Origin of the sequence: Rhizobium viscosum, from assembly GCF_014873945.1 — a bacterium.
Lineage (GTDB): Bacteria > Pseudomonadota > Alphaproteobacteria > Rhizobiales > Rhizobiaceae > Rhizobium > Rhizobium viscosum.
Genome location: NZ_JADBEC010000001.1, coordinates 2,922,772 through 2,946,717 on the forward strand (window position 1 = coordinate 2,922,772; position 23,946 = coordinate 2,946,717).

Below are 23,946 nucleotides of genomic sequence, written 5' to 3' on the forward strand. Positions count from 1 at the left end.
AATTTTCTTGAGATTGCAATTACATTGTTTCATGGTAAGGCGAGATCGAAGTTCTTTTGCATTGCATTTCAAAACGACGACACGCATCGTTCAAGCCGTGAACGTGAGTTCATCATGACCGGTCTGAGCGCAGGGACAATCGACTTGACGGTTGCTTGGCGCATGACGGAATGGACTTGCGGGTTTCAATCTGGGAAGGTTGCATGAATTCGGAATTTGCCGTTCGTTCCATGCGGCCCGGCGAACTGGAGCTTGCGCTGGAATGGGCACGTCAGGAGGGATGGAATCCCGGTCTCGACGATGCGATCGCATTCCACGAAGCCGATCCTTCCGGATTTTTCGTCGGCGCCATCGGTGAGGTGCCGGTCGGCTCCATCTCGGTTGTCAAATATGGCGACAATTTTGCCTTCCTCGGTCTTTACATCGTGCATCCCGATTTCCGCGGCCGGGGCTTCGGCAAGGCGATCTGGAACGCCGGCATCGCTTCGGCGGGAGACCGCACGATCGGTCTCGATGGGGTTGCCGCTCAACAGGCAGTCTATCGCAAGGCCGGTTTCGAGGTCGCTTACAACACGATTCGCTATGGCGGCGTACCGACATCGATGCCGGATTCGTCACTCGTCGCGCAGCCGGTACCGGATGCACGGCTCGAAGGCCTGCTTCGCTACGACAGCGGCATTTTCCCGCAGCCCCGCGCAGCTTTCCTTGCCGCCTGGTGCACGGCGCGAAAGGGGCGCAGCTCGGTCGTCGTGCGCAAGAGCGGAAAGATCCGCGGTTACGGCACGATCCGCCGCTGTTACGAGGGCTACAAGATCGGCCCGCTTTTTGCCAATGATACGGATAGCGCCGCCGCCCTTCTGACAGGCCTCATTCCCCAGGCACATGGTGCGTCGATCTATATCGATATCCCCACCGTCAATGCCGAGGCGATTACGCTTGCTGAAAGCGTAGGGCTCGAGCCAGTCATGGAAACCGCGCGCATGTATCGCGGTCCGGCTCCGGAAATTCCGCTGAAGAACGTCTATGGCGTGACGACGCTGGAGCTTGGTTAGTCGATCGGCGAAGCCGGTACGGTGGACGCAGCCGTTTTGGGGCGGCCCTTTTCGGCGATAGCGATGCCGCCGAGCGTCAACACCAGCGCAATCATGTGGAAATGCTGCAGCGTTTCGCCGAGCAAGGCGACAGAGAGCAGCGTGCCGAAAACCGGGACGAGATTGATGAACAGGCCAGCGCGATTGGCGCCGATTTCCTCGACGCCCCTGATATAAAGTATCTGCGCCAGCAGGGAGGCGAAGATTGCCGTGTAGAAGGTAATCGCCCAGCCTTTTGCATCAGGCCATTGGGCCGCGCCACGTGAAGCCTCCCATAGAAGCAGCGGCAGGGCAGTCAGCGCCGCGCCGAGCGCTGGGATCGCCATCAGCGTGCGCCAGTCGACGATGGGTTTCCAGCGCAGGAAGATCGTATAGACGGCATAGGCGGCGACAGCGATCAGCATCAATCCATCGCCGCGGTTGAGGCTGAGCCGCAGCAGGGTTGCAAGATCGCCATGGGCAGCCGTCAGCGCGACACCGACAAGCGTCATGCCGAAGCCGAGGACCTGGGCCAGCGAAACGCCGGTGCGGAAAAAGACGAAATTCAGCAGGAAAATCAGCATGGGAATGCCGGCCTGCTCGATCGCGACATTGATTGCCGTCGTGTACTGCACGGCCGAATAGAGCATGGCATTGAAGGTCGTGTAGCCGATCACGCCATAGAAGAAGAGGAGGGGCAGGTTCTTGCGCACCACCGGCCAGTCCTTCTTCAACTGCGGCAGCGAGATGGCGGCGATCAGCACGACCGCCAGGAACCAGCGCAGGAAGGTCAGCATCATCGGGCTGACATGGCCGAGCGCCAGTTTGCCTGCTACGGCATTGCCGCCCCAGCACAGAGTTGCAACGACAAGGCAGATATAGGCTGTAGCTTGCAAGGGGATCTTCCTGTCTTTGTCGTCTCTGGCAGGCGTTTGTGACCGGGCTTAGCCTGCTGGCGGCTGATTTGTCACGTAAAAAGCCGAATCTGCTGTGATAACAGGGTCGCTTTCCCAAAAACAAAGCTTTATAGATGCGCGGGTTTGAGCAGGTGTGCGGTTCTCCGCCGGTAACAGGAAGAGTTTGATGACGAACGTGGTCGTGGTCGGTTCGCAGTGGGGCGACGAAGGCAAGGGCAAGATTGTCGATTGGCTTTCGGAACGTGCTGACATCGTTGTGCGCTATCAGGGCGGACACAATGCCGGCCATACGCTCGTCATCGACGGCACGAGCTACAAGCTCTCGCTGCTGCCCTCCGGCGTCGTACGCCCCGGCAAGATGGCTGTCATAGGCAACGGTGTCGTCGTTGATCCGCATGCGCTGATCGCCGAGATCGGTCGGCTGGAAGCGCAGGGCGTGAAAGTTACGCCGGAAAATCTGCGCATCGCCGACAACGCGACCCTCATCCTTTCCCTGCACCGCGAGCTCGATGCCTACCGCGAAGATGCAGCTTCCAACAGCGGCACGAAGATCGGCACGACCCGCCGCGGCATCGGCCCGGCCTATGAAGACAAGGTCGGCCGGCGCGCCATCCGCGTCATGGATCTTGCGGACCTCGAAGCCTTGCCGGGCAAGGTCGACCGCATCCTGACGCACCACAATGCTCTTCGCCGCGGCCTCGGCGTTGCCGAAGTCAGCCATCAGACGATCATGGACGAACTGACATCGATCGCCGACCGCGTATTGCCTTTCCGTGATACTGTCTGGCTGTTCCTCGACAAGGAGCGCCGCAAGGGCGCTCGTATCCTCTTCGAAGGTGCGCAGGGCAGCCTGCTCGATATCGATCATGGTACCTATCCCTTCGTGACCTCGTCCAACACGGTGGCCGGCCAGGCCGCTGCCGGTTCGGGCATGGGTCCGGGTTCGCTCGGCTATATCCTCGGCATCACCAAAGCCTATACGACGCGCGTTGGCGAAGGCCCGTTCCCGACAGAACTGACGGACGAGATCGGTCAGTTCCTCGGCGAGAAGGGCCATGAATTCGGCACGGTGACGGGGCGCAAGCGCCGTTGCGGCTGGTTTGACGCTGCACTGGTGCGCCAGTCGGTCGCCACTAACGGCATCAGCGGCATTGCGTTGACAAAGCTCGATGTGCTCGATGGTCTCGACGAACTGAAGATCTGCGTCGGCTACAAGCTCGATGGCGAACAGATCGATCATCTTCCGGCAAGCCAGGCGGCTCAAGCTCGGGTTGAGCCGATTTACGTCACGCTGGAGGGCTGGAAGGAATCGACGGTCGGCGCTCGCAGCTGGGCGGATCTGCCGGCGCAGGCGATTAAATATGTTCGCCAGGTCGAAGAGCTGATCGGCGCACCTGTTGCGCTTCTTTCCACCAGCCCCGAGCGTGACGACACCATACTTGTGACCGATCCGTTTGAGGATTAATGTCGCGGGTCACTTAAGGCGACCGTTCGGGAGTGTGCCGGACTTCTTGAGAAAGTACTGATGGCGGATTTTATTGCAGTTATTCGGCGGGCAGTCGACGGCCTGTCTGAAAATACGCCCGAGATGCGGGTGAAGGTCTACGAGCGCGCGCGCGGCGCAGTGCAACGGCAGCTCGAGAACATGAAGCCGCGTCCGCCGGAAGCCATGTTGCAACGCCAGCTCGAAAAGCTCGAGGCCGCAATTCGCGAAGTCGAGGGCGAGCATTCGGAAGCCGTGCCTGTCGAGGAACCGGCCGCAGCCGCTCCGGAGCCTGAAGTCCATGAGGAGCCTGCGCTTGAGCATGAGCCTGTTGCAGAGACGGCCCCTGTTGCTGAGGAATCCGTCCCCGAAGGCCAAGAAGAGCAGCAGGACGTAGAACATCCCGTCTACGAGCAGCCTGCTGAGCCGGAGGAGGTTGCTCAGGCTGCTGCCGCCTCCGAAGAGGCGGTGCCTGAGCACGCTGAATGGCATCCGCCTCATGAGGAAGAAGCGCCTGCAGAAGAATGGCGCGCGCCGGAGCAGGCAGAGGTTCATGCCGAGCCCGAGAGCTCTCATGAGCCGGTAGAGGAATATTATCCGGAAGAACCACAGCCGGAAGAGGTCGTTGCCGAGCCGGTAGCCGAAACCACCCATGAGGTGGAAGAAGAGCTTCAGCGCGAGGAGGTTCATCAGCCGGCTCCGCGCGGCATAGACCGTGCGTCCAATCGGCTTGTCGAGCCGATGGCCGATTTCGAACCGCAATCGCAGACACAAACCAGCGACTTCATCGAGCACACGCGCGAAGAACCGGTTGCAATGGATGCGGCAGCGCATTTCGATCGCATGTGGTCCGAGCCGGCTGCCGAAACACCGGCTCCTGTACCGCAGGAAGCCGAGACCGAATGGGCGCGCGAAGAACTCCACTCGTATGCCGAGGCCACGCCCGCCGTTCCCGCCGATGCTTCGGCACGCGCTTTCGATGAGGTCTCGACGCTCGGAAACAGCGCTTCGCCGGCGGTCATGCCGGCCGCCAAGGGAAACTTCTCCTGGGAAGCTGCCGCTTTCGATGATCTGCCGCCGATCGAGGCTGGCACGGACAAGAAGACACCAGCTTCCGCGCATTTCGACGACGTCGATATCTTTGCGGAAGTGCATGCTGGCAACGGTTCCGGTTCTGCAGCTCCCGCACCGGCCGCAGCGCCAAGCGAAGGCTGGCGTGAGGCGCGGACGCTGCGTGGTTATGACCGCCGCAATGCTGCGACCGATGACGACGACAGCAATCCGCCGATGGATCTGGATCAGATCGTTGCCTCGAAGATGCAGGGCAAGAGTTTCCGTATGGAACCGAAGCGCCGGCGCTTCGGCATCGGCACCATTCTGGCGATCCTCGCTACGCTCGGCATTCTCGGTGGCGGCGCTTATGCGGGCTGGATGAACCGCGAAGCGGTGATGGAAATGGTCGATGGTCTCGTCAGTTCCGCGCCGTCACAGGCTGCACGCGACGAGACGGTGACGCCGGGGGCAGCGCCTCCGGTGCAGGAAAACAGCACGCCGGCCCCGGCCCAGCCGGCAGATCAGAGTGCTACTACGCCGCCGACGCGACCCAACCAGGAAGTTGCCTCGCTGGACGGTTCGGCTGCCAATACCAAGTTTACCCAGCGGCTGCTCGCCGATGGTACCGAAGTCAATAACGGCCCCGCAGCAGTGCCGGGAACGCCGACGGCGGAAGGCAAGTCGGTTGCCGCGCAGAACGTTGCTGCAGCCGATACCAGCACGCCGAGCGTCCAGTCCGATGCTGCGCCTGCCGAAAACCTGACACCGAACGGCCCTGCCGCAGCACCTGCAGCGCAGAACACGCCTATCGGTGCCACCGAAAAGATGTTCCTCTATGAGGAGCGGATCGGCGAAAGCTCGCCGACGGCAATCGAGGGATCGGTCATCTGGACCGTTCAGCATGAAGCCGGACAGGACGGACGCCAGGAAGCCACCGTGCAGGGCAACGTCACCGTGCCGGAGCGCAATCTTTCGGCGCTCGTGACCTTCAAGCGCAATTCCGATCCGTCGCTGCCGGCAAGCCATCTTGTCGAGATCGTCTTCTCCGTGCCGCCGAATTTCGAAGGCGGCAGCATCGATAGCGTTCAGCGCATCTCGATGAAGCGTACGGAGCAGGATCGCGGCGATCCGCTGATTGCGGTGCCGGCCAAGATCACCGACGATTTTCACATGATCGCTCTCAACGACTATCCCGATGCGCGCAAGGCCAATCTGGACCTGCTTGCCACGCGCGACTGGATCGACATTCCGGTCACCTACCGCAACGGCCGCCGTGCGCTGCTGACCATGCAAAAGGGAGCCACGGGCGGCAATGCCTTCAACACGGCGATCAAGGAATGGACGGCGCTCGGAGATCTCTCGACCAGCCAGTAAGGCCGGCATCGCGGGCCACGGAAATCACACAAAATAAAAGGCGGGCCGCAAGGACCCGCCTTTTTTGATTTCGGATGACGACCAGCTTATGCCGTAGCTTCAACTACACGCACGGCCTTGGCACGCTCCAGCGCTTCCTTGCGGACCGCGTCCTGCACCTTTTCAAAGGCGCGGACTTCGATCTGCCGGACACGCTCGCGGCTGATGTCGAACTCGGCCGAAAGATCTTCCAGCGTTACCGGATCTTCAGCGAGGCGGCGAGCCTCGAAGATGCGGCGTTCGCGGTCGTTCAGCACGCTCATGGCCTTTGACAGCATACGCCGACGAGTATCGAGTTCATCCTGCTCGATCAGCACGTCTTCCTGGCTGTCGTGGTCGTCCACGAGCCAGTCCTGCCACTGGCCGCTGTCGCCTTCGGAGGCTTTGATGGGGGCGTTCAGCGATGCGTCGCCGGAAAGGCGGCGGTTCATCGAAACGACCTCCTCCTCGGAGACGTTCAGCTTTGTCGCGATCTCGGTCACATGCTCCGGCTTCAGGTCGCCATCATCGATGGCCTGGATACGGCCCTTCAGGCGGCGCAGGTTGAAGAACAGGCGCTTCTGGTTCGCGGTCGTGCCCATCTTCACCAGAGACCACGAGCGCAGGATATATTCCTGGATCGAGGCCTTGATCCACCACATGGCGTATGTGGCGAGGCGGAAACCGCGTTCCGGATCGAACTTTTTGACGGCCTGCATGAGGCCGACGTTACCTTCTGATACAACTTCGCCGATCGGCAGGCCGTAGCCGCGATAGCCCATGGCGATCTTCGCCACGAGACGCAGGTGGCTGGTGACGAGCCTGTGCGCAGCATCGCGATCGCCATGCTCGGAGTAACGCTTGGCGAGCATGTACTCTTCCTGCGGCTCCAGCATCGGGAATTTGCGGATTTCGTCGAGGTAACGATTGAGACCGGCTTCGCCGGCGGTAATGGACGGCAAGTTATTTCGGGCCATGATGCACCCTCCTTATATGGATTCCGGTTCCCGATGGAACGCGCCCTCGCGTTAAAGGCAAACCGGGACATGCGGCTCTCTCCAAGCCCGCAATAAGTCTATTTACAAATAAGTATGGCGAAACAGGGATTCAAGGTCGCCTCGGGCGTTCACGAGGGCGTTATCCGGCCTTTGCCAGAGCCAACCAGAGGCATTGATTTTACCGACATCTGCCGCATTTTTCCAGTGGCGGTGGCACTCTTGCCCAGCCGCCCTATGAGGGGAACCAGATGATCAGACCAGCCCTTGCCGTCATCCTGCTGCTTTCGCTTTCGGCCGCTCTTTCATCTTGCGGGAACACCGCTAGGGGACTGGCACAGGACGGGCGCGACACCAGCCACGCTCTCGACAATGCCACGCATCGGGTCCTGAGTGCCGGCTCCAAGAAGTAGCAGCCGCCATTTCTCATCCGCGCAGTGCGTCAGCTAGCTCCACCATGTCATCCGGCAGCGGCACTTCGAAATGCATCACCTCGCCGGTGCGCGGATGCTCGAATTGCAGCATATAGGCATGCAGCGCCTGACGGTCGAAAGCCTTGACGACCTTGCGGGCCTCGTCGGGCAGAAGATTGGCCTTGGTCTTGAAGCCGGCGCCGTAGACGGCGTCGCCCAACAGCGGATGGCCGATATGGGCCATGTGGACGCGGATCTGGTGCGTGCGGCCGGTTTCCAGGTGGCATTCGACGAGCGAGGCAAGCGCGCTCGCATCCGGGCTTTCATGGAAGCGCTCGAGCACTTCGTAATGGGTGATCGCCTCATCGGCATTCTCGTTTTCGGGGCGCTTGACGGCACGGCGGGTGCGGTCGCCGGTGGCGCGGCCGAGCGGCGCGTCGATCGTTCCCGAGAGCGAGCGTGGACGGCCCCAGACGATCGCCTGATAGGCGCGTTCCAGCGGCATGGTGCGACCGTGATCGGCGAACTGCAGCGAGAGATGGCGATGCGCCATATCGTTCTTGGCGACGACCATGACACCGGTCGTATCCTTGTCGAGCCGATGAACGATGCCGGGGCGGCGCACGCCGCCGATGCCGGAGAGGGTATCGCCGCAATGGTAGATGAGCGCGTTGACGAGCGTGCCTGTCCAATTGCCGGGGCCGGGATGGACGACGAGGCCAGCCGGCTTGGAAATAACGATGACGTCTTCATCCTCGTAGAGGATGTCGAGCGGAATATCCTCACCCTTCGGGGTCGGATCCTCGGGCTCGGGCAGGGTGATCTCGTAGCTGTCGCCGGCTCGCACCTTCCGTTGTGGATCGGTAATCGGCGCGCCCTTCAAAAAGACCTGCCCATCCTTGATCAGCGCCTTGATGCGGCTGCGAGAAAATTCCTCGCCGACCTGCGCGGTCAGCCAGGCGTCGAGGCGGCCTTCGGCTGTCTCATCGGCGGTCAGGACTTTTCTATTGTCATCTGCTTGTTTAAAGGGGTCGCTCAAGACGCTTCTTCTCCGACGTATTTTTAGAACGGGACGCCATAGATGACGAAATTCGAGCCAGCCGACGACGAGCAGGAAGAAAAGCCCCTTGATCCGGCGATGGAAAATGTCCGGCGCAAGATGGTTCGCCTGCAGATCGTCTCGGGCGCCATCATGTTCGTGAGCCTTATGGCGGTCTTCGGCGCTGTTGTCTACAAGGTGACGCGTACGGAGCCCTCGCAGACCACCGCGACCGCAGGCTCTTCCGGTGTTCCCTCCGACGCGCCGATGAATTCGACGGCCTCGCTGCCGCTCGGCTTCAAGATCGAGCAGACATCGCTTTCGGGCGGACAGATCCTGTTTTACGGCACAGCGGTCGACGGCAAGCGCAAGGCCCTGGTCTTCGATATCAAAGCGGGCCGCATCGTGGCTGACATCACGTTGTCGGGCAACTGAGGCCGGCATGGCCGGACAGCCCCTCACGATCGAAACCCCGGACGATCTACGGATCGCGGAGTTTCGCGATATCCGCGAGCGCGACCTGACGGGCCGGCAGAACCGCTTCATCGCCGAGGGCACCGTTGTGCTGCGCATGCTCGCCGATGCGCATGCGGCGGGTAGGGGATTTTCGGCCGAAAAGATCTTGCTGCTCCGCAATCGGCTCGACGGTGTGGCGGAGATCCTCGACCGCTTTCCGAAAGACGTACCTGTCTATGTGGCCGATGCCGATGTTCTTGACGGTATCGTCGGCTTCAACATGCATCGCGGTGTGCTTGCGCTCGGTCGCCGCGAGCAGGCGACGGAAACCATCCTTCTCGATGCACTGCCCGAGCAGGCGCTGGTCCTCGTCGGCTGCGGTATTTCCAATCACGACAATGCCGGGTCGATGTTCCGCAATGCCGCTGCCTTCAGGGCGGATGCGATCCTCCTTGATGAGACCTGCTGCGATCCGCTCTATCGCAAGGCGCTGCGCGTTTCGGTCGGCTCGGTCCTGAGCATGCCCTATCATCGCGGTGGCGATGCACTCGCTCTTCTTTCTGGTCTTGCCGAGCGCGGCTTTGCAATCTGGACGCTTTCGCCACGCGGCGAGACGGATATCCGACAGATATCGGCTTCCGATCGTATGGCGCTCGTCGTCGGCACTGAAGGCGAGGGACTGCCGGAAGCGGTGCTTTCCCGTTTCCGTAGTGCGCGCATTCCGCAGTCTGAAGGGCTGGACAGTCTCAACGTGGCGACGGCGACAGGTATTGCGCTCTTTGCCATATCGTCGGCGATGGCGCGGATCTGATGGGGCTCAGCGCTACGGATCGGCGATGATCGCAGCTGCGCGGTCGGCGAGGTTCACGCGGTCGTTTGCGCCCTTCTTCTCCCCGCCGTCCGGCAGGAGGGACAGGATCGGAGAGGACGGGCCTTCCTTGAGCGCCGTGAGCGCCACCATGTTGGCGGCGATCGAGGTGATTTCCTCGCGAAGCGCGCCATCGCGACCGGTGTTGTTTCTTGCCTTCTGAAGGTGGTCGGCAAGTGCTGCGCTGCGCCGGCGCACATTGTCGCTCATCTGCGCTGTGATAGCAGCGAGATCGAGTTCAGAGGTTTCTGCTTCGCTGGTCGCTTCGGCGGGCAGATCGGCAATGGCCTTGGAGAGGCCGGCATCACGCAGCACCTTGGTGACCTTGCGCAGCTCGGCATTGGTCGCTTTCAGCTGGTCCTTCAGCTTGGCGATTTCCTGTTGCCGGCGGCCGAGCAGTGCTTCCTTGTCGGCAGCAGAGGCAGCCTCACGGGCGGCCTTGTCTTCCAGGCGAATGACCATGTGCTGCTGCTGGCTAAGCTTCTGTTCGGCATCCTTGGCGCGCTTCTGCAGGACAGTCACGTCCTGGCGCATCGTATCGCGTTCATCGCGCATGGCATTGGCGCGGAACTTCAGGTTTTCGGCTTCAGTCTCACGCGCAGCTAGGTCGATCTTCAGGTTGTTGGCCTGTTCCGTGATCTTGGAAAGCCGCGCCCGCAGCGTTTCCAGCTCGCTATCCTTGTTGGAACCCGCCTGTTCGGCAATATGCAGGCTCGTTTTCAACTGACTGATATAGTTCTCGTCCTTGCGCAGGTGGGAACGCTGTTCGGCGGCCTCTACCTGCATTTCGCCGATCTGTGCGCGCGCCTCATTGACCTCAGAGGCAAGTCTGCCGGCATCGACGGCGAGTGCGTCGTGGCGAAGCTGCAGGGAGAGCGACTTCTCGCGTTCGCGGTGCAGGTCCTGTGCGGTGCGGGCATTTTCAGCGGCGTAGAGCGCGCGCACCATGTCCTTCTGTGCCCGCACTTCCTGCGGGCTCAACGGCATCGTCGCCTTGAGGCGGTTTTCGGTATACCAGACGATGCGGCGATGGACGGCAGGCGAGACCAAAAAGACGAGAAAGGCCGCGGTCAGGAAGCCCAATCCGAACAAAAGAGCATATTCGATCACGGCGCGGCCATCGATTCGAAGGTTGATACGGGTCAGTCCGGTTGATTAAGCATGCAGAAATGGCATCGGCAAGGCTGCCGATGCCATCAAGACTATATTCCCAACGATATTACTACTGATCTCGGCGTCTCAGAAGGGGTTCCAGGTCGGGTTCGGCGTCACCTTCAGGTAGCCGACATTGATGCCGAGACGGGCACCGACGCCGGTACGGATCGGCACGACCAGAACGTTGTTGTTCTTGAGAAGCGTCATCCCGAAGCCGGCAATGACGTAGGCCGAACCGCTGACACCGCCAAAGCGCGCGTAGATGGAGTCGATGGATGGCAGGTCGTAGACCAGCATCATGACGCGGGAGCCCTGGCCGCCATAGTCGAGACCGAGAGACGGACCCTGCCAGTAGAGCGGATGCTCGCCGGCATTCTTGGTATTGAGCTGGCCTTCGCCGTAGGTGAGGCCGGCGATGAAGGCGCCGCCGCCTTCCTGGCCGAGGATATAGCCGTTCGGCAGGCCATATTTTTGAAAGGCGCTTTCAACCACCTTGGCAAGGCCGCCACTGGTCTCGCCGAAGAAGGAATGACCGGCATCGACGATTTCCTGCACTGTATACTGGCTGTTGTTCTGCTGCTGCGCTGCGGCCTGTCCCGTAATCATCATCGACGAGATCATGATAGCGGTCAGCAACCTGCAGAAGCCGATAAATCTTCCGAGAAATTGGAGGCGCATGATGTCATCCATTCGTCATTGTCAGGGCATTGGGTCGGGGGCATTGGCATTTGATGCATTTTGCGCCGATCGTCTTAACAATCGGTTTACCAAATATGGTGTCATTATGGCGGCGAGTACGGTCGCAAACTTCGCGCAATTTTGATCAGGCACACTACCGGGTGGAATGACACTGCCGCCCTCAGGAGACGATGATGTCCAAGAACCCGAATCTCACTCTGTCCGGCCCGGACCTGGCAGCACTTCTGTGCAGCCGGGTGTGCCATGACGTGATCTCGCCCGTCGGCGCGATCAACAACGGTCTGGAGCTTCTGGACGAAGGCGGAGCGGATTCGGACGCCATGGATCTCATCCGCACTAGTGCGCTCAATGCCTCGGTCCGTCTCAAATTCGCACGCCTTGCCTTTGGTGCATCCGGTTCTGTCGGCGCTTCGATCGACACCGGCGAGGCCGAACGTGCAGCCAAGGACTTTGCCGTGGCCGAGAAGAAGACCGAAGTAAGTTGGAGTGGCCCACGCGCGATTGTCGCCAAGAACAGGGTCAAGCTGCTCCTTAACCTCTTCCTTGTCGCCTATTCTTCCATTCCGCGTGGTGGCAATCTGGATATTACGCTGGAGAATCCGGAATTCGATGCCAGCTTCAAGCTCGTCGCCAAAGGCAAGCTGATGCGCGTCCCGCCGAAATTCGTCGAAATCGCCACCGGCACCGCCGAGGAAGCGATCGATGCGCATTCGATCCAGCCTTATTACACTGTGCTGCTGGCGGAAGAATGCGGCATGGTTCTGGATTATTCAGCCAGTGCCGAAGAGATCGTCTTCACTGCCAAGGTCGCCGCAACGTAGTTCACCGATTGCTGATCGAAGCGAATGCAGTAACGATTCCTTAGCCTGATCAACCTATCCTTGAAGGTTAGGAAGGCCCTCGACGGAGACAGCGCGAGGGGTAAGGAGCTGCCATGCAGAGATTCATGATCACCGATAGTTCGGACATCGTTCGTAAGGTCGGCAAGCGAATCCTTTCCGAGCTCGATTTTCTGGTCAGCGAAGCTTCGAATGCCGAAGAAGCGTTGCAGCGCTGCCAGGCTGAGCTTCCCGAATATCTGATCGTTGATTCGGGCATGGAAGGCGCGCTCGATCTCATCGCCAATATCCGGGCCATGGACGGCGGCAAAGAGGTCAAGATCTACTATTGCGTCATTGAGGCCGATCTGAAAAAGCTGATGGCTGGCAAGCGGGCAGGGGCAACCGATTTCCTGCTCAAGCCGTTCGACCGCAAGATCCTCACCGCGGTGTTCGGAAATCGCGCAATCGCTGCCTGATTAGATCGCGTAAATCGTTGACGGAAGCCGTTCTTTTGGGCGGCTTTTTCATTTCCGCACATTACCGATAAAATAAAAGTCCCGCCGGAGAGGCGGGACTTTTCATTTGGTAAGGGGATTCGGCGGATCAGGCGGTTTCGGCGTATTCGGCACCATCGGGCTCGCGCAGCACATAGCCGCGGCCCCAGACGGTTTCGATGTAGTTGGCGCCGCCGGCAGCATTTGCGAGCTTCTTGCGCAGCTTGCAGATGAAGACGTCGATGATCTTCAGTTCCGGCTCGTCCATGCCGCCATAGAGGTGGTTCAGGAACATTTCCTTGGTGAGCGTGGTGCCCTTGCGGAGCGAAAGAAGCTCCAGCATCTGATATTCCTTGCCCGTCAGATGAACGCGCTGGCCGCCGACTTCGACGGTCTTGGCGTCGAGGTTGACGATAAGCTCGCCCGTGATGATGACCGACTGGGCGTGGCCCTTGGACCGGCGGACAATGGCGTGGATACGGGCGACGAGTTCGTCCTTGTGGAACGGTTTGGTCATGTAGTCGTCGGCGCCGAAGCCGAGACCACGAACCTTGTCTTCGATGCCGGCCATGCCCGAGAGGATGAGGATCGGCGTCTTGACCTTCGACAGGCGGAGAGTGCGCAGCACTTCGTATCCGGACATGTCGGGAAGGTTCAGATCGAGAAGGATGATATCGTAATCATACAACTTGCCCAGATCCACGCCTTCTTCGCCGAGATCTGTCGTATAAACATTAAAACTCTCAGATTTGAGCATCAGTTCGATGCTCTGCGCCGTAGCGCTGTCATCCTCGATGAGAAGTACCCGCATTATTATCCCCTTTACCGCCGCCGAAAGGTGGCATGGCCCCCTACGCGATACCGAATAAGCTACGTGATTTGGAAGCTGCCACGAAATGGTTAACAAATTCTAATTCACTCTGGCAAGGAGTATCGAATTTATTAAATAATTTTTCCATTTCGCTGTTTTCCAATGGAAATCACAAAACACAAATCTCAACTTTGACATTAAGAATCTGCGCTAAGTGATTCATCTGACTCGCTAATGAAAAGGTGCGGTTTCCTGTATTGGCGTTTACCGAGCCTTAAATCATCGCGCCTATCATTAACGATGCCCGTAAACGAAAGGTTACCAGCGGTAGGTTTTTGTTAATATCGGAGGAAATTTTTCGGCAAACCGTGTCAAAGCGGCGCGCAGGGCAGTGTCAAGTTGAGCCGGGGTCTCGCATCACGGGAGTAATGCGTATGAAATCGCGAGAGAGCCTCGTTCGCCTGAAAGAGTTTCAGGTTAACGAAAAACGTCGTCAATTGCAGCAGTTGCAGATGATGATGTCCGAATTTGAACGGATGACGAAGGATCTGGAGAGCCAGATCGTCGTCGAGGAAAAGAAGTCCGGTATTTCCGACCCGAATCACTTTGCATATCCGACCTTCGCGAAGGCCGCACGTCAGCGCGCCGACAATCTTCAGGTCTCAATCAAGGAACTGAAGGTTCAGGAGGAGGCGCTGGAATTGGCGCTTGAGGAAATGCAGGCGGAATATGCCAGGGCAACGGCACTCGAAGAGCGTGACGGCGCAGTTCGCGTCCGGGCCTGACGACTATTGCAGGCGCCGGTCCCGGCGCCTTGGGGGATAACCACAGAAGCCATGCATGACGGGCGCGGTGTCCGTCATGCATGGCTTTTGGTGTTTCTATCGTATGGCGGATGTACTCAGTTTACTACGTCGTTCCATTCCGGATGGCGCTGCGCCTGTGATTTAAAGAAGGGGCAAAGCGGGATGATCTTCCAGCCGCCCTCGCGGGCTGCTTCGACCGCATGAAGGGCGAGCGCCTGGCCGACGCCCTTGCCACGCAAAGCGTCCGGCACGCCGGTATGATCGATGATGATGAGTTTCGGTGATGTGCGGGAATAGGTCATTTCCGCTTCATGGCCTTCCAGCGTCGCAACATAGCGGCCGCCGGACGTGTTTTCTTCAATCCTGATATCCATGTCTGTCTCCTGACGAATTATGTGATCGGGAACGTGACATGGCGGCATCGGCATGCCAAGCCGTCGCGGCAGGAGACAGTGTGTTCGAAGAGGAGGCAGAAATTTGAACAGGCTTTCGGCGATCCGGCCCGTTCTATTGGTGACGGCGCCGTTTCTTCTGGCGCTTGGCCTTGTGTTGCCGCTCATCCGTTTCGAGAAGCTCTGGTTTTTCGACGAGACGCCGTCACTGCTGGAAATCGTGGCTTCGCTCTGGAATGGAGGCGACGCGGCGCTTGCGGCACTGGTTGCGCTCGTCTCGATCGTACTGCCGGTTTTGAAAATGATCGGGATCGCCGCTGAATCCATGGCTGCCGGCGGCACCGGCGGCCTGTTTTATCGCAACGTCGTGCCGCATCTGTCCAAGTGGTCCATGATGGACGTGCTGCTCGTCGCGATCGTGATTGCGGCAGCGAAGACGACGGGGCTTGCGAATGCGTTTACGCAACCCGGCCTCTGGTGTTACGCGGCCTCGGCAATGATTTCGGGCCTTCTTCATTCCCTTAAGGGAAATGCGTCCGGCCCGAAATAATCAAATCAAATGGGTTAGTGGCGGTACTGCTGGATGCGCGTGGTGCGCAGGCCAGCGAGGCCATGGCTGTTGATGGAAGACTGCCAGGAAAGGAATTCTTCGACAGTGAGCGTATAACGCTCGCAGGCTTCTTCCAAGCTCAACAGGCCACCGCGAACAGCCGCGACAACCTCTGCCTTCCGGCGAATGACCCAGCGCCGCGTGTTCGGCGGCGGAAGATCCGCAATCGTCAGGGGGCTGCCATCGGGGCCGATGACATATTTCACTCGGGGACGTATCATTTCGGTCATTGGACTCTCTACACAACGCAAGACCACGGGCGCCACTCTAACTTGCCACATTTAAAAATTGCCTAAGCGCATCGTAAGACTTTGATAATAACTTTAGACGCGCGCTCGGAGGACTGATTTGCGGGCTCCTGCCGCCAGGTCAATTTGATGCGGCTGCATGGGAGCCATGCGGAATAAATGTTACATATTTCTTCCGGATAATTTTATAAGCGCTGCAACATAAGTATGAGCGCAAAGACTTCGTCTCCGTTCTTCTCGCAGTATCAATAAAGATTGCCGTTTGAATGCTTCGTATCCTTCGGGTGCGGGGCAAATGCTGTCCTTCCTGATCGTCCGGCGCGTCCAATCCGCGGCCGGCTGCGAGACCGGGCCGAAGCCACGCCTGTGAAGGAATAAGAGAATGAAGAGACGTGAACGGGCAGTCCGCGACTGCGCTGATGATGCTGCATTTTCTGAGTTCGAAGCCCGTTCTGCGGGCATTTCCGCCCTCGACGGCACAAGCCGTCTGGATGAGCTAACGAAGGCTGCCGGGTTCGAATTCTACCTGTTCTCCGTATTCCCGCGCGGGGATCGGACGGCCTTTCTCGAAAACAAGCTGATCAGCAATTGGCCGCAGAGCCTCGTCAACTTTTACGAGGAGGCGGATCTCTTTTATTGCAGCAGAGTCGTCGCTGTCATGAAGCGCACCATCATGCCTGTCTTCTGCGAGGAGGGGCCTTTTGGCGGCAATGCCGCGAATCAGGAAAACCGCCGCCTGAACACGATGTTTCAGATGCATGGGCTGAAGCATACCTTCGCATTTACGCTGCACGACGCTGACCTGAAACAGTACATCTTTGCCTTTTCGGGGGCGCGTGCCACGCCATCTCGCGAAGAGGCGATGATGCTGCTCTATGGCTGTATGGAGCTTCTGGACACGTTGCCGAGCGACGAGAAGCCGGAAGACCGGCCATCGGAAAGCCTCACCCGGCGGGAGATCGAATGTCTGCGCTGGTCTGCTGCGGGCAAGAGCAGCGACGAGATTGCGATCATTCTCGATCTCTCATCGCATACGGTGGTGGGATATCTGAAGAGCGCGATGCGCAAACTGGATTCGGTCAACCGCATGCAGGCGGTCGCCCGGGCATTTCGGTATCGGCTGCTGTAACAGCCGATACCTTTCTTTTCCAATCAGAAGCCTTTGCCACCGTTCAGCTCGGAAATCAACGTTCCGACGATGATGCGGATGTCCATCAATACCGAGAAGTTCTCGACATAATGGAGATCGCTGGCGATGCGGGCGCGCGCCTTGGCGGGGCGGTCGGTCGGGCCACGCAGGCCGCGCATCTGGGCTAGGCCTGTGATGCCCGGACGCATGGCGTGGCGGTGGTGATATTGCGGAACCAGCTCTTCATAGAGCATGCCGCCCGCACGCATGCCGATTGCATGGCAGCGCGGTCCGACAACCGACATGTCACCCTTGAGCACGTTGAGAAGCTGAGGCAACTCATCGATGTTCGAGCGACGCAGGAAAGCGCCGACGCGGGTCACGCGGGGGTCATTCTTGACCGTCTGTGCAACGCCGGTGACGTCTTGCATATCCGTACGCATGGAACGGAACTTGTAGACCTTGATGGCGCGGCAGTTCTTGCCCCAGCGGGTCTGCTTGAAGAGCACTGGACCGGGGCTGTCCATCTTGATCAGGGCTGCGACGACCAGAAGAAGCGGAGCAAGCACGATGAGTGCGCTGATCGAGGCAAAAATATCGAAGGCTCGCTTTAGCACGAACTGCACTGAGGCAGGCGGCGGAACGATGCTGTCGAGAGCGGTAACTGGGAACCTCGCGTTTACCTGACGAACAGGCGTAACGCGAAAGCTCTCTTCAGAAATACTCTTGTTAAGGTCCATGACGCTCAAGGATCTACCCTTTGTATTTTGAAGCTTTCGGCTGTGTCATTCGCTGGCTTGGTTAGCGCCACATTAAGGCGCCAGAATGTTAGGCGACGTTTAACCCTACTACATCCTAAATTTGCGACATTTGTTTAACCGAGTCCAGAGAAATTTCGCATCGCAGCAAACTTCGCAGTTGCGTTAAGTTTATGCAAAATCAGGAGTTTTATTTTTCAACCGGGGTTTTTATTAGGAATCTTATGTGTTTGGCCAGATTCGAGACGGCAGACGACGGCTGTGATGGGTATGGCTAACGCCGTGCCAAAACGTTCCATTCCCGGCAGGAGCCGTGGGATCCCGATCCCGCCAGGATCGAATTTATTGTCTATTGCGCCGGAGTGGGATGAGCGGAAGCTGTCGGAATTTGTATTCCGAAACTATGGATGAGATACCATAATTGCGTATCTCCTCGCGCTCATGTTACCAAAGTCACATGATGACGGCGGCGACGATTGTGGCAATATTGCGGCGGAAGAGCGCGCGACCGGAAGAAGGAAGGGCGCGGACCGAATCAGATTTGAAGACTGAAGATGGAGCTTGCCGGGTGATTTTTCCGGCCGGAGGCATCCAAGCAATGGTGTCGAGCAGCCCTGCTACAATATTGCTGCGACAAAGCTGAAAAGGCACCGACTTTTAGCGGTCGCTACGCCCGCTCAAGCGCAGGCTTCGTGCCGCCCCAGGAGACGAAATGGGGATTTGCGAAGTCGAAATCAGCAGCCGCCCCGGTTTTGCCGTAGACGAGAGGCTGGCCGTCCATGGTGACAGTCAGCCCGCCGGCTGCGCGCAACACCGCATCGCCGGCCGCGGTATCCCACTCCATGGTGCGGGTGAAGCGTGGGTAGACGTCGGCCTTGCCTTCTGCCAACAGACAGAATTTCAGGGACGAGCCGATGTTGGTACATTTGGAGATCGCATGCCTGGCGAGGAAGAGGCCAGTCTCGGGACTATCATGCCGAAAACTCGCGAGTGCCGTACTTTCTAGCGGCTGTTTGCGCACTTTGATCGGCATTCTCTCCGTTATCGCAAAGTTCTCGTCGATCAGCAGTTTCTCCGCGCTTCCGCGTTCGCCGGAAAAAGCGATGCCGAGCGCTGGGGCATAGACGATACCGGCAACGGGAATGCCATTTTCCACATAGGCGATATTGACGGTGAACTCCTGGCGCTTGTCCAGGAATTCGCGGGTGCCATCCAGAGGATCGACCAGGAAGAAGGACTTTCCGGTGATATCAGGCACCCTGCCAACGGCTACCGATTCTTCGGCGATAATGGGGATCTCAGGGAAGTCGCGTTTCAGATGCGCCAGTATGATGCGCTCGGCCTCCTGGTCGGCGATCGTCACCGGGCTTTCATCAGCTTTCATTTCCACCGGGCAGCCATCGCAGAAGACTTCTATAATGGCTTTGCCGGCTTCGAGTGCCGCCCGTTCAAATGTCTTCAGCATCTTCCTGCCGTTCATCTGCAAATCATCTTGAAACCATCGCGCTATATATAGTGCATAGGAGGTGCTGCCGCACCCCTTCGCTGGAATGCCGCAACATTAGCATAGGCTCGTGGGGTTTGCACAAAGCGCGTCAGAAGCAGTTGCCCATGAAATGCCATTTGCAATTGATGGCATCTTCGAGTTTGAAATTTCGTCAACTTTCTTACTTGTGGGAACAGTTTGCGCAGGGGGCGAGCATTTTTCGGTTTCGTTCGGTGCCTAAAGATTAATTGACGAAGCCGGATCTGGCTAAAAATTTGCCAAACGATGCCGCTTTTGTGTGGATTTTGGTTTGAATTGCGCCATTTAGGCCTGTTTGCCCAAGATTCTGACGCAGTAAATCCTTTTTGTCTTCACATTTCCAACGAAACCGCTATGCAATGCGAGCTAGTGGCTCATGTGAAAGCACGAGCGATAAAACCAATAAGAGATGCAACTTAAATTTGGTTCGCATCCAGGGGAAATGACATATGGAGTATTTCGTCCAGCAGCTCTTCAACGGGCTGACTCTCGGATCCATCTATGGCCTTGTGGCTATTGGCTATACGATGGTTTACGGCATTATCGGCATGATCAACTTCGCCCATGGCGACATTTTCATGCTTGGTGGTTTCGCTGCTCTTATCGTCTTTCTCGTTCTCACATCCATCTTTGCAGGTCTTCCGGTAGCCGTACTGCTGCTGGTGATGCTTGTGGTCGCGATGCTGATGACGAGTTTGTGGAATTGGACGATCGAGCGCGTCGCCTATCGCCCGCTGCGCGGTTCATTCCGCCTGGCGCCATTGATTACCGCGATCGGCATGTCGATCACGCTGTCGAACTTCATCCAGGTCACGCAGGGTCCGCGTAACAAGCCGATCCCGCCACTCGTCGGCACGGTTTATAATATCGGCGGTCTCTCGATCTCGCTGAAGCAGATCATCATCATTGTCGTGACCGTCGTCCTGCTCGCTGCCTTCTGGTACCTCGTCAACCGTACGGCGCTCGGACGCGCCCAGCGCGCAACGGAGCAGGACCGCAAGATGGCTGCTCTGCTCGGCGTCAATGTCGACCAGACGATTTCCATCACCTTCATCATGGGTGCGGCACTCGCTGCCGTCGCCGGTACGATGTACCTGATGTATTATGGTGTCGCGTCGTTCAACGATGGCTTCATCCCGGGCGTCAAGGCCTTCACTGCAGCCGTTCTCGGCGGCATCGGCTCACTGCCGGGCGCTGTTCTCGGCGGGCTGATGATTGGCCTTATCGAATCCCTGTGGTCGGCCTATTTCACCATCGCGTACAAGGATGTCGCTACCTTTGCCATTCTTGCATTCGTGCTGATCTTCAAGCCGACGGGCATCCTCGGACGGCCGGAAGTCGAGAAGGTATAAGTCATGGCAAACATCGACACTTCCGCTGGCAAGTCCGACGCCGGGCTTGTCCAGAAGGGGCTTAGGGAAGCCTTCTTCTCCGGCCTCATCGCACTTGGCCTGTTCGTTCTCTATGTCGGTCTCGGCACGCAGCAGAACATCAACAACGAGTTGATCGTCGTTCAGCGCTGGGGGTTGCTGGCCATTTTCGTGCTGGTCGCCGCCATCGGCCGTTTTATCATGGTCGTTTTCGTCAGGCCGCATCTTGATCAGCGCAAGCTTTCGAAGGCGCGTCATGGCGAACTGGATATTTCAACGGATAAGGGCTTCTTCCGGACACATTTCCTGAAGATCGCGCTCGTATTCCTTCTGGTCTATCCGCTTGCCACTGCCTATTTCCTCGGCCCGCAGGGCGCGTTGAAGTGGGTGGACAATTTCGGCATCCAGATCCTGATCTATGTGATGCTCGCCTGGGGTCTGAACATCGTCGTCGGCCTCGCCGGTCTGCTCGACCTCGGTTACGTCGCCTTCTACGCGGTCGGCGCCTATTCCTATGCGCTGCTTTCAGCCCATTTCGGTCTGTCCTTCTGGGTGCTGCTGCCGCTCGCTGGCATCTTTGCCGCTCTTTGGGGCGTCATCCTCGGCTTTCCGGTGCTGCGCCTGCGCGGTGACTATCTGGCGATCGTCACGCTTGCCTTCGGTGAAATCATCCGCCTGGTCATCATCAACTGGACGGAAGTGACCAAGGGCACCTTCGGTATCTCCGGCATCGCCAAGGCTTCGGTCTTCGGCATCTTGAGCTTCGATGTCGGCAAGGCGAACAATTTCGCCAAGGTTTTCGGCCTGCCGTCATCATCTGCCTACTACAAGATCTTCCTGTTCTACGTCATTCTGGCGCTCTGCATGCTGACGGCCTATGTGACGATCCGGCTGCGCCGCATGCCGATCGGCCGTGCGTGGGAAGCATTGCGCGAGGATGAAATTGCCTGCCGCTCGCTCGGCATCAACACGGTGACGACGAAGCTGACGGCTTTCGCTACCGGCGCGATGTTCGGCGGTTTCGCCGGCTCCTTCTTCGCGGCCCGCCAGGGCTTCGTCTCGCCGGAATCCTTCGTGTTCCTGGAATCGGCCGTCATCCTCGCTATCGTCGTTCTCGGTGGCATGGGTTCGCTGACGGGTATTGCGATTGCAGCCGTCGTCATGGTCGGTGGTACGGAAGTGCTGCGCGAAATGGACTTCCTCAAGACCGGTCTCACGTGGGGCAATACGACGATCATCCCGGGTTTCGGACCGGACTTCACGCCGGAACTCTACCGCATGCTGCTCTTCGGCCTTGCCATGGTCATCGTCATGCTGTTCAAGCCGCGCGGTTTCGTCGGTTCGCGTGAACCAACGGCCTTCCTCAAGGAGCGCAAAGCGGTATCCGGAAGCTTTACCAAGGAGGGCCATGGTTGATGAGCCCTGTCGAGAACACGATGTCGAATGACACTTTGCTCAAGGTCGAGCACCTGTCGATGAAGTTCGGCGGCCTGATGGCCATCAACGACTTATCCTTCGAGGCCAAGCGTGGCGATATCACCGCGCTGATCGGCCCGAACGGTGCGGGTAAAACGACGGTCTTCAACTGCATCACCGGCTTCTACAAGCCGACGATGGGTATGATTACGCTGACACAGAGGGGCGGCAAACAGTACCTGCTCGAGCGTCTGCCGGACTTCCGCATCACCAAGGAAGCCAAGGTTGCCCGTACCTTCCAGAACATCCGTCTATTCTCGGGCCTCACTGTTCTGGAAAACCTGCTGGTCGCTCAGCACAACAAGCTGATGAAGGCTTCGGGCTTCACGGTGCTCGGTCTGCTCGGCATCGGTCCCTATAAGAAGGAAGCGGCTGGCGCCATCGAGCTTGCGCGCTTTTGGCTGGAGAAGGCCGATCTTATCGACCGCGCCGACGACCCGGCCGGCGATTTGCCTTACGGCGCCCAGCGCCGCCTGGAAATCGCCCGCGCCATGTGCACCGGCCCGGAGCTGCTTTGCCTCGACGAGCCGGCTGCCGGTCTCAATCCGCGTGAATCGGCGGCGCTCAATGCCTTGCTGAAAGGCATTCGCGCTGAAACCGGGACCTCTATCTTGCTTATCGAGCACGACATGTCTGTCGTCATGGAAATTTCCGACCACGTCATCGTCCTGGAATATGGCCAGAAGATTTCCGACGGCAATCCTGACCATGTGAAGAACGATCCGAGGGTTATTGCGGCCTATCTCGGTGTCGAGGATGAAGAAGTCGAAGAGGTCATTGCGACCGTAGAAGGGGGCGCAATCTGATGGCGGCCGGAGAACAGCTTCTCAAGGTTCAGGGCGTCGAGACCTATTACGGCAATATCCGCGCGCTCGCAGGCATCGACGTCGAGGTGAAGAAGGGCGAGATCGTCAGCCTGATCGGCGCGAACGGCGCCGGCAAGTCGACGCTGATGATGACGATCTGCGGCAGCCCGCAGGCCCGCACCGGCTCGATCATCTTCGACGGCCAGGACATCACCAAGCTGCCGACGCATGAGATCGCACGGCTGCGTATCGCGCAGTCGCCCGAGGGGCGGCGCATCTTCCCACGCATGACCGTTCTGGAAAATCTCCAGATGGGCGCGGGTCTCGACAACCTCAAATATTTCAATGATGACGTCGAGAAGATCTTTACGATGTTCCCGCGCCTGAAGGAGCGCCAGTCGCAGCGTGGTGGTACGCTTTCGGGCGGCGAACAGCAGATGCTTTCGATCGGCCGTGCGCTGATGGCACGCCCGAAGCTTCTGTTGCTCGACGAACCCTCGCTCGGCCTCGCGCCGCTGATCGTCAAAGGCATCTTCGAAGCCATCAAGGTGCTGAACGAGAAGGAGGGGCTGACCGTCTTCCTCGTGGAGCAGAACGCATTCGCAGCGCTCAAGCTGTCGCACCGTGCCTATGTGCTGGTCAACGGCAAGGTGACGATGAGCGGCAGCGGCAAGGAGCTGCTCGCGAATCCAGAGGTCCGCGCTGCCTATCTCGAAGGCGGGCGGCATTGATCGCGATAGAAGGGAGAGTTTGATTATGCAGGGACTTTTCTTCGAAAGCGACAACGGGGTGAAGCTCGTCATCCGCGCGTTCGTTGTGCTCATCGGTTTCTGGACGGCGTGGCGCGCCGGCAGGGCGGTTGCGGACGGCTGGAACAACTATTCGCTGGTCATCGTCTATACCTTCCTGCTCGTATGGGCGATGCAGTTCCTGCATCATGCGCTGTTTAACGGCCCGATGCTCAGCGCCCTCTTCTACATCATCGATTTCGTAACTCTGCTGATCTTCTCGACAGCCGGGTTCCAGTATCGCCGCACCAACCAAATGGTGAACAACTATTACTGGCTGTACGAAAAAACTTCCGCGTTTTCGTGGAAGGAGAAACATTGACAGCCCGTTGAAACTAGGCATGAATTGCCTTCAGAGCGGAACAGCTTTCC

Annotated in this window: 26 protein-coding genes; 16 read left to right on the forward strand and 10 right to left on the reverse strand. The window is 58.6% G+C overall.

The annotated features are described in order from the left end of the window. Positions 1 to 203: 203 nt before the first annotated feature. Positions 204 to 1,052 (forward strand): GNAT family N-acetyltransferase, encoded by an 849-nt coding sequence (locus H4W29_RS14275; RefSeq protein ID WP_192729485.1) that lies wholly within the window; start codon positions 204 to 206, stop codon positions 1,050 to 1,052. Here the strand turns inward: H4W29_RS14275 and H4W29_RS14280 are convergent. Then, entirely contained in the window at positions 1,049 to 1,966 is a 918-nt protein-coding gene (locus tag H4W29_RS14280; protein WP_192729486.1) for a DMT family transporter, read from the reverse strand. The genes H4W29_RS14275 and H4W29_RS14280 overlap by 4 nt on opposite strands. Before the next feature lie 187 nt (positions 1,967 to 2,153). Between H4W29_RS14280 and H4W29_RS14285 the strand changes: the two genes are divergently transcribed. Both H4W29_RS14285 and H4W29_RS14290 read left to right on the forward strand, forming a co-directional pair. Beyond that, on the forward strand, positions 2,154 to 3,452 hold the full coding sequence (locus H4W29_RS14285) for an adenylosuccinate synthase (protein ID WP_192729487.1): 1,299 nt from the start codon (positions 2,154 to 2,156) through the stop codon (positions 3,450 to 3,452). Between the two features lie 60 nt (positions 3,453 to 3,512). Then, positions 3,513 to 5,897, forward strand: a complete 2,385-nt coding sequence (locus tag H4W29_RS14290; RefSeq protein ID WP_192729488.1) for a hypothetical protein — start codon at positions 3,513 to 3,515, stop codon at positions 5,895 to 5,897. Between the two features lie 86 nt (positions 5,898 to 5,983). Here H4W29_RS14290 and rpoH read toward each other — a convergent pair whose 3' ends face one another. Continuing rightward, positions 5,984 to 6,892 carry an RNA polymerase sigma factor RpoH gene (gene rpoH, locus H4W29_RS14295; protein ID WP_037104500.1) on the reverse strand — a complete coding sequence of 303 codons (909 nt, stop codon included), beginning with the start codon at positions 6,890 to 6,892 and terminating at the stop codon, positions 5,984 to 5,986. A 269-nt stretch (positions 6,893 to 7,161) separates the two neighbouring features. Between rpoH and H4W29_RS14300 the strand changes: the two genes are divergently transcribed. Next, positions 7,162 to 7,323, forward strand: a complete 162-nt coding sequence (locus tag H4W29_RS14300; RefSeq protein WP_183732317.1) for an entericidin — start codon at positions 7,162 to 7,164, stop codon at positions 7,321 to 7,323. 13 nt (positions 7,324 to 7,336) lie between these two features. Here H4W29_RS14300 and H4W29_RS14305 read toward each other — a convergent pair whose 3' ends face one another. Beyond that, complete coding sequence (locus tag H4W29_RS14305; protein ID WP_192729489.1) at positions 7,337 to 8,362, reverse strand: RluA family pseudouridine synthase; 1,026 nt, start codon at positions 8,360 to 8,362, stop codon at positions 7,337 to 7,339. Positions 8,363 to 8,404: 42 nt separating this feature from the next. On the opposite strand from H4W29_RS14305, the gene H4W29_RS14310 reads away from it, so the two are divergent. Together H4W29_RS14310 and H4W29_RS14315 are read left to right on the forward strand one after the other, a co-directional pair. Further along, positions 8,405 to 8,797 (forward strand): hypothetical protein, encoded by a 393-nt coding sequence (locus tag H4W29_RS14310; RefSeq protein ID WP_192729490.1) that lies wholly within the window; start codon positions 8,405 to 8,407, stop codon positions 8,795 to 8,797. Positions 8,798 to 8,804: 7 nt separating this feature from the next. Then, complete coding sequence (locus tag H4W29_RS14315; RefSeq protein ID WP_192729491.1) at positions 8,805 to 9,629, forward strand: TrmH family RNA methyltransferase; 825 nt, start codon at positions 8,805 to 8,807, stop codon at positions 9,627 to 9,629. Positions 9,630 to 9,641: 12 nt separating this feature from the next. On the opposite strand, the gene H4W29_RS14320 is transcribed toward H4W29_RS14315, so the two are convergent. Next, entirely contained in the window at positions 9,642 to 10,796 is a 1,155-nt protein-coding gene (locus H4W29_RS14320; RefSeq protein ID WP_192729492.1) for a coiled-coil domain-containing protein, read from the reverse strand. 129 nt (positions 10,797 to 10,925) lie between these two features. Continuing rightward, a complete protein-coding gene (locus tag H4W29_RS14325; protein WP_192729493.1) occupies positions 10,926 to 11,519 on the reverse strand; it encodes a DUF1134 domain-containing protein in 594 nt (197 codons plus the stop codon). Between the two features lie 194 nt (positions 11,520 to 11,713). Here H4W29_RS14325 and chpT point away from each other — a divergent pair, with 194 nt between their 5' ends. Both chpT and H4W29_RS14335 read left to right on the forward strand, forming a co-directional pair. Beyond that, a complete protein-coding gene (chpT, locus tag H4W29_RS14330; RefSeq protein WP_192729494.1) occupies positions 11,714 to 12,361 on the forward strand; it encodes a histidine phosphotransferase ChpT in 648 nt (215 codons plus the stop codon). A gap of 113 nt (positions 12,362 to 12,474) precedes the next feature. Continuing rightward, entirely contained in the window at positions 12,475 to 12,837 is a 363-nt protein-coding gene (locus H4W29_RS14335) for a response regulator (RefSeq protein ID WP_037104520.1), read from the forward strand. A 127-nt stretch (positions 12,838 to 12,964) separates the two neighbouring features. On the opposite strand, the gene ctrA is transcribed toward H4W29_RS14335, so the two are convergent. Continuing rightward, positions 12,965 to 13,666, reverse strand: a complete 702-nt coding sequence (ctrA, locus tag H4W29_RS14340; RefSeq protein ID WP_007815188.1) for a response regulator transcription factor CtrA — start codon at positions 13,664 to 13,666, stop codon at positions 12,965 to 12,967. Positions 13,667 to 14,100: 434 nt separating this feature from the next. On the opposite strand from ctrA, the gene H4W29_RS14345 reads away from it, so the two are divergent. Further along, the gene (locus tag H4W29_RS14345) at positions 14,101 to 14,451 is read left to right on the forward strand and encodes a hypothetical protein (RefSeq protein WP_007815190.1); all 351 of its coding nucleotides are present in this window, start codon (positions 14,101 to 14,103) and stop codon (positions 14,449 to 14,451) included. Between the two features lie 116 nt (positions 14,452 to 14,567). Here H4W29_RS14345 and H4W29_RS14350 read toward each other — a convergent pair whose 3' ends face one another. Continuing rightward, on the reverse strand, positions 14,568 to 14,846 hold the full coding sequence (locus H4W29_RS14350; RefSeq protein ID WP_113321626.1) for a GNAT family N-acetyltransferase: 279 nt from the start codon (positions 14,844 to 14,846) through the stop codon (positions 14,568 to 14,570). Positions 14,847 to 14,898: 52 nt separating this feature from the next. On the opposite strand from H4W29_RS14350, the gene H4W29_RS14355 reads away from it, so the two are divergent. Continuing rightward, the gene (locus H4W29_RS14355) at positions 14,899 to 15,414 is read left to right on the forward strand and encodes a paraquat-inducible protein A (protein ID WP_192729495.1); all 516 of its coding nucleotides are present in this window, start codon (positions 14,899 to 14,901) and stop codon (positions 15,412 to 15,414) included. Positions 15,415 to 15,428: 14 nt separating this feature from the next. Here H4W29_RS14355 and sciP read toward each other — a convergent pair whose 3' ends face one another. Further along, positions 15,429 to 15,704, reverse strand: coding sequence for a CtrA inhibitor SciP (sciP, locus tag H4W29_RS14360; RefSeq protein ID WP_007533628.1), 276 nt, complete (start codon positions 15,702 to 15,704; stop codon positions 15,429 to 15,431). A 400-nt stretch (positions 15,705 to 16,104) separates the two neighbouring features. On the opposite strand from sciP, the gene H4W29_RS14365 reads away from it, so the two are divergent. Next, positions 16,105 to 16,851 carry a helix-turn-helix transcriptional regulator gene (locus H4W29_RS14365; RefSeq protein WP_192729496.1) on the forward strand — a complete coding sequence of 249 codons (747 nt, stop codon included), beginning with the start codon at positions 16,105 to 16,107 and terminating at the stop codon, positions 16,849 to 16,851. A gap of 23 nt (positions 16,852 to 16,874) precedes the next feature. On the opposite strand, the gene H4W29_RS14370 is transcribed toward H4W29_RS14365, so the two are convergent. Both H4W29_RS14370 and cysQ read right to left on the reverse strand, forming a co-directional pair. After that, positions 16,875 to 17,591 (reverse strand): sugar transferase, encoded by a 717-nt coding sequence (locus tag H4W29_RS14370; protein ID WP_376776583.1) that lies wholly within the window; start codon positions 17,589 to 17,591, stop codon positions 16,875 to 16,877. Positions 17,592 to 18,276: 685 nt separating this feature from the next. Further along, a complete protein-coding gene (gene cysQ, locus H4W29_RS14375) occupies positions 18,277 to 19,074 on the reverse strand; it encodes a 3'(2'),5'-bisphosphate nucleotidase CysQ (RefSeq protein WP_192730740.1) in 798 nt (265 codons plus the stop codon). Between the two features lie 509 nt (positions 19,075 to 19,583). Between cysQ and H4W29_RS14380 the strand changes: the two genes are divergently transcribed. The 5 genes from H4W29_RS14380 to H4W29_RS14400 are packed head-to-tail and all read left to right on the forward strand — an operon-like array spanning position 19,584 to position 23,896. After that, the gene (locus H4W29_RS14380; protein WP_192729498.1) at positions 19,584 to 20,486 is read left to right on the forward strand and encodes a branched-chain amino acid ABC transporter permease; all 903 of its coding nucleotides are present in this window, start codon (positions 19,584 to 19,586) and stop codon (positions 20,484 to 20,486) included. A gap of 3 nt (positions 20,487 to 20,489) precedes the next feature. After that, the gene (gene livM, locus H4W29_RS14385) at positions 20,490 to 21,920 is read left to right on the forward strand and encodes a high-affinity branched-chain amino acid ABC transporter permease LivM (RefSeq protein WP_192729499.1); all 1,431 of its coding nucleotides are present in this window, start codon (positions 20,490 to 20,492) and stop codon (positions 21,918 to 21,920) included. Next, a complete protein-coding gene (locus H4W29_RS14390; RefSeq protein ID WP_192729500.1) occupies positions 21,920 to 22,786 on the forward strand; it encodes an ABC transporter ATP-binding protein in 867 nt (288 codons plus the stop codon). The genes livM and H4W29_RS14390 overlap by 1 nt, the downstream gene beginning before the upstream one ends. Next, entirely contained in the window at positions 22,786 to 23,517 is a 732-nt protein-coding gene (locus tag H4W29_RS14395; RefSeq protein ID WP_192729501.1) for an ABC transporter ATP-binding protein, read from the forward strand. The genes H4W29_RS14390 and H4W29_RS14395 overlap by 1 nt, the downstream gene beginning before the upstream one ends. 25 nt (positions 23,518 to 23,542) lie before the next feature. After that, positions 23,543 to 23,896 (forward strand): DUF6867 family protein, encoded by a 354-nt coding sequence (locus H4W29_RS14400; RefSeq protein ID WP_192729502.1) that lies wholly within the window; start codon positions 23,543 to 23,545, stop codon positions 23,894 to 23,896. Positions 23,897 to 23,946: the final 50 nt, after the last annotated feature.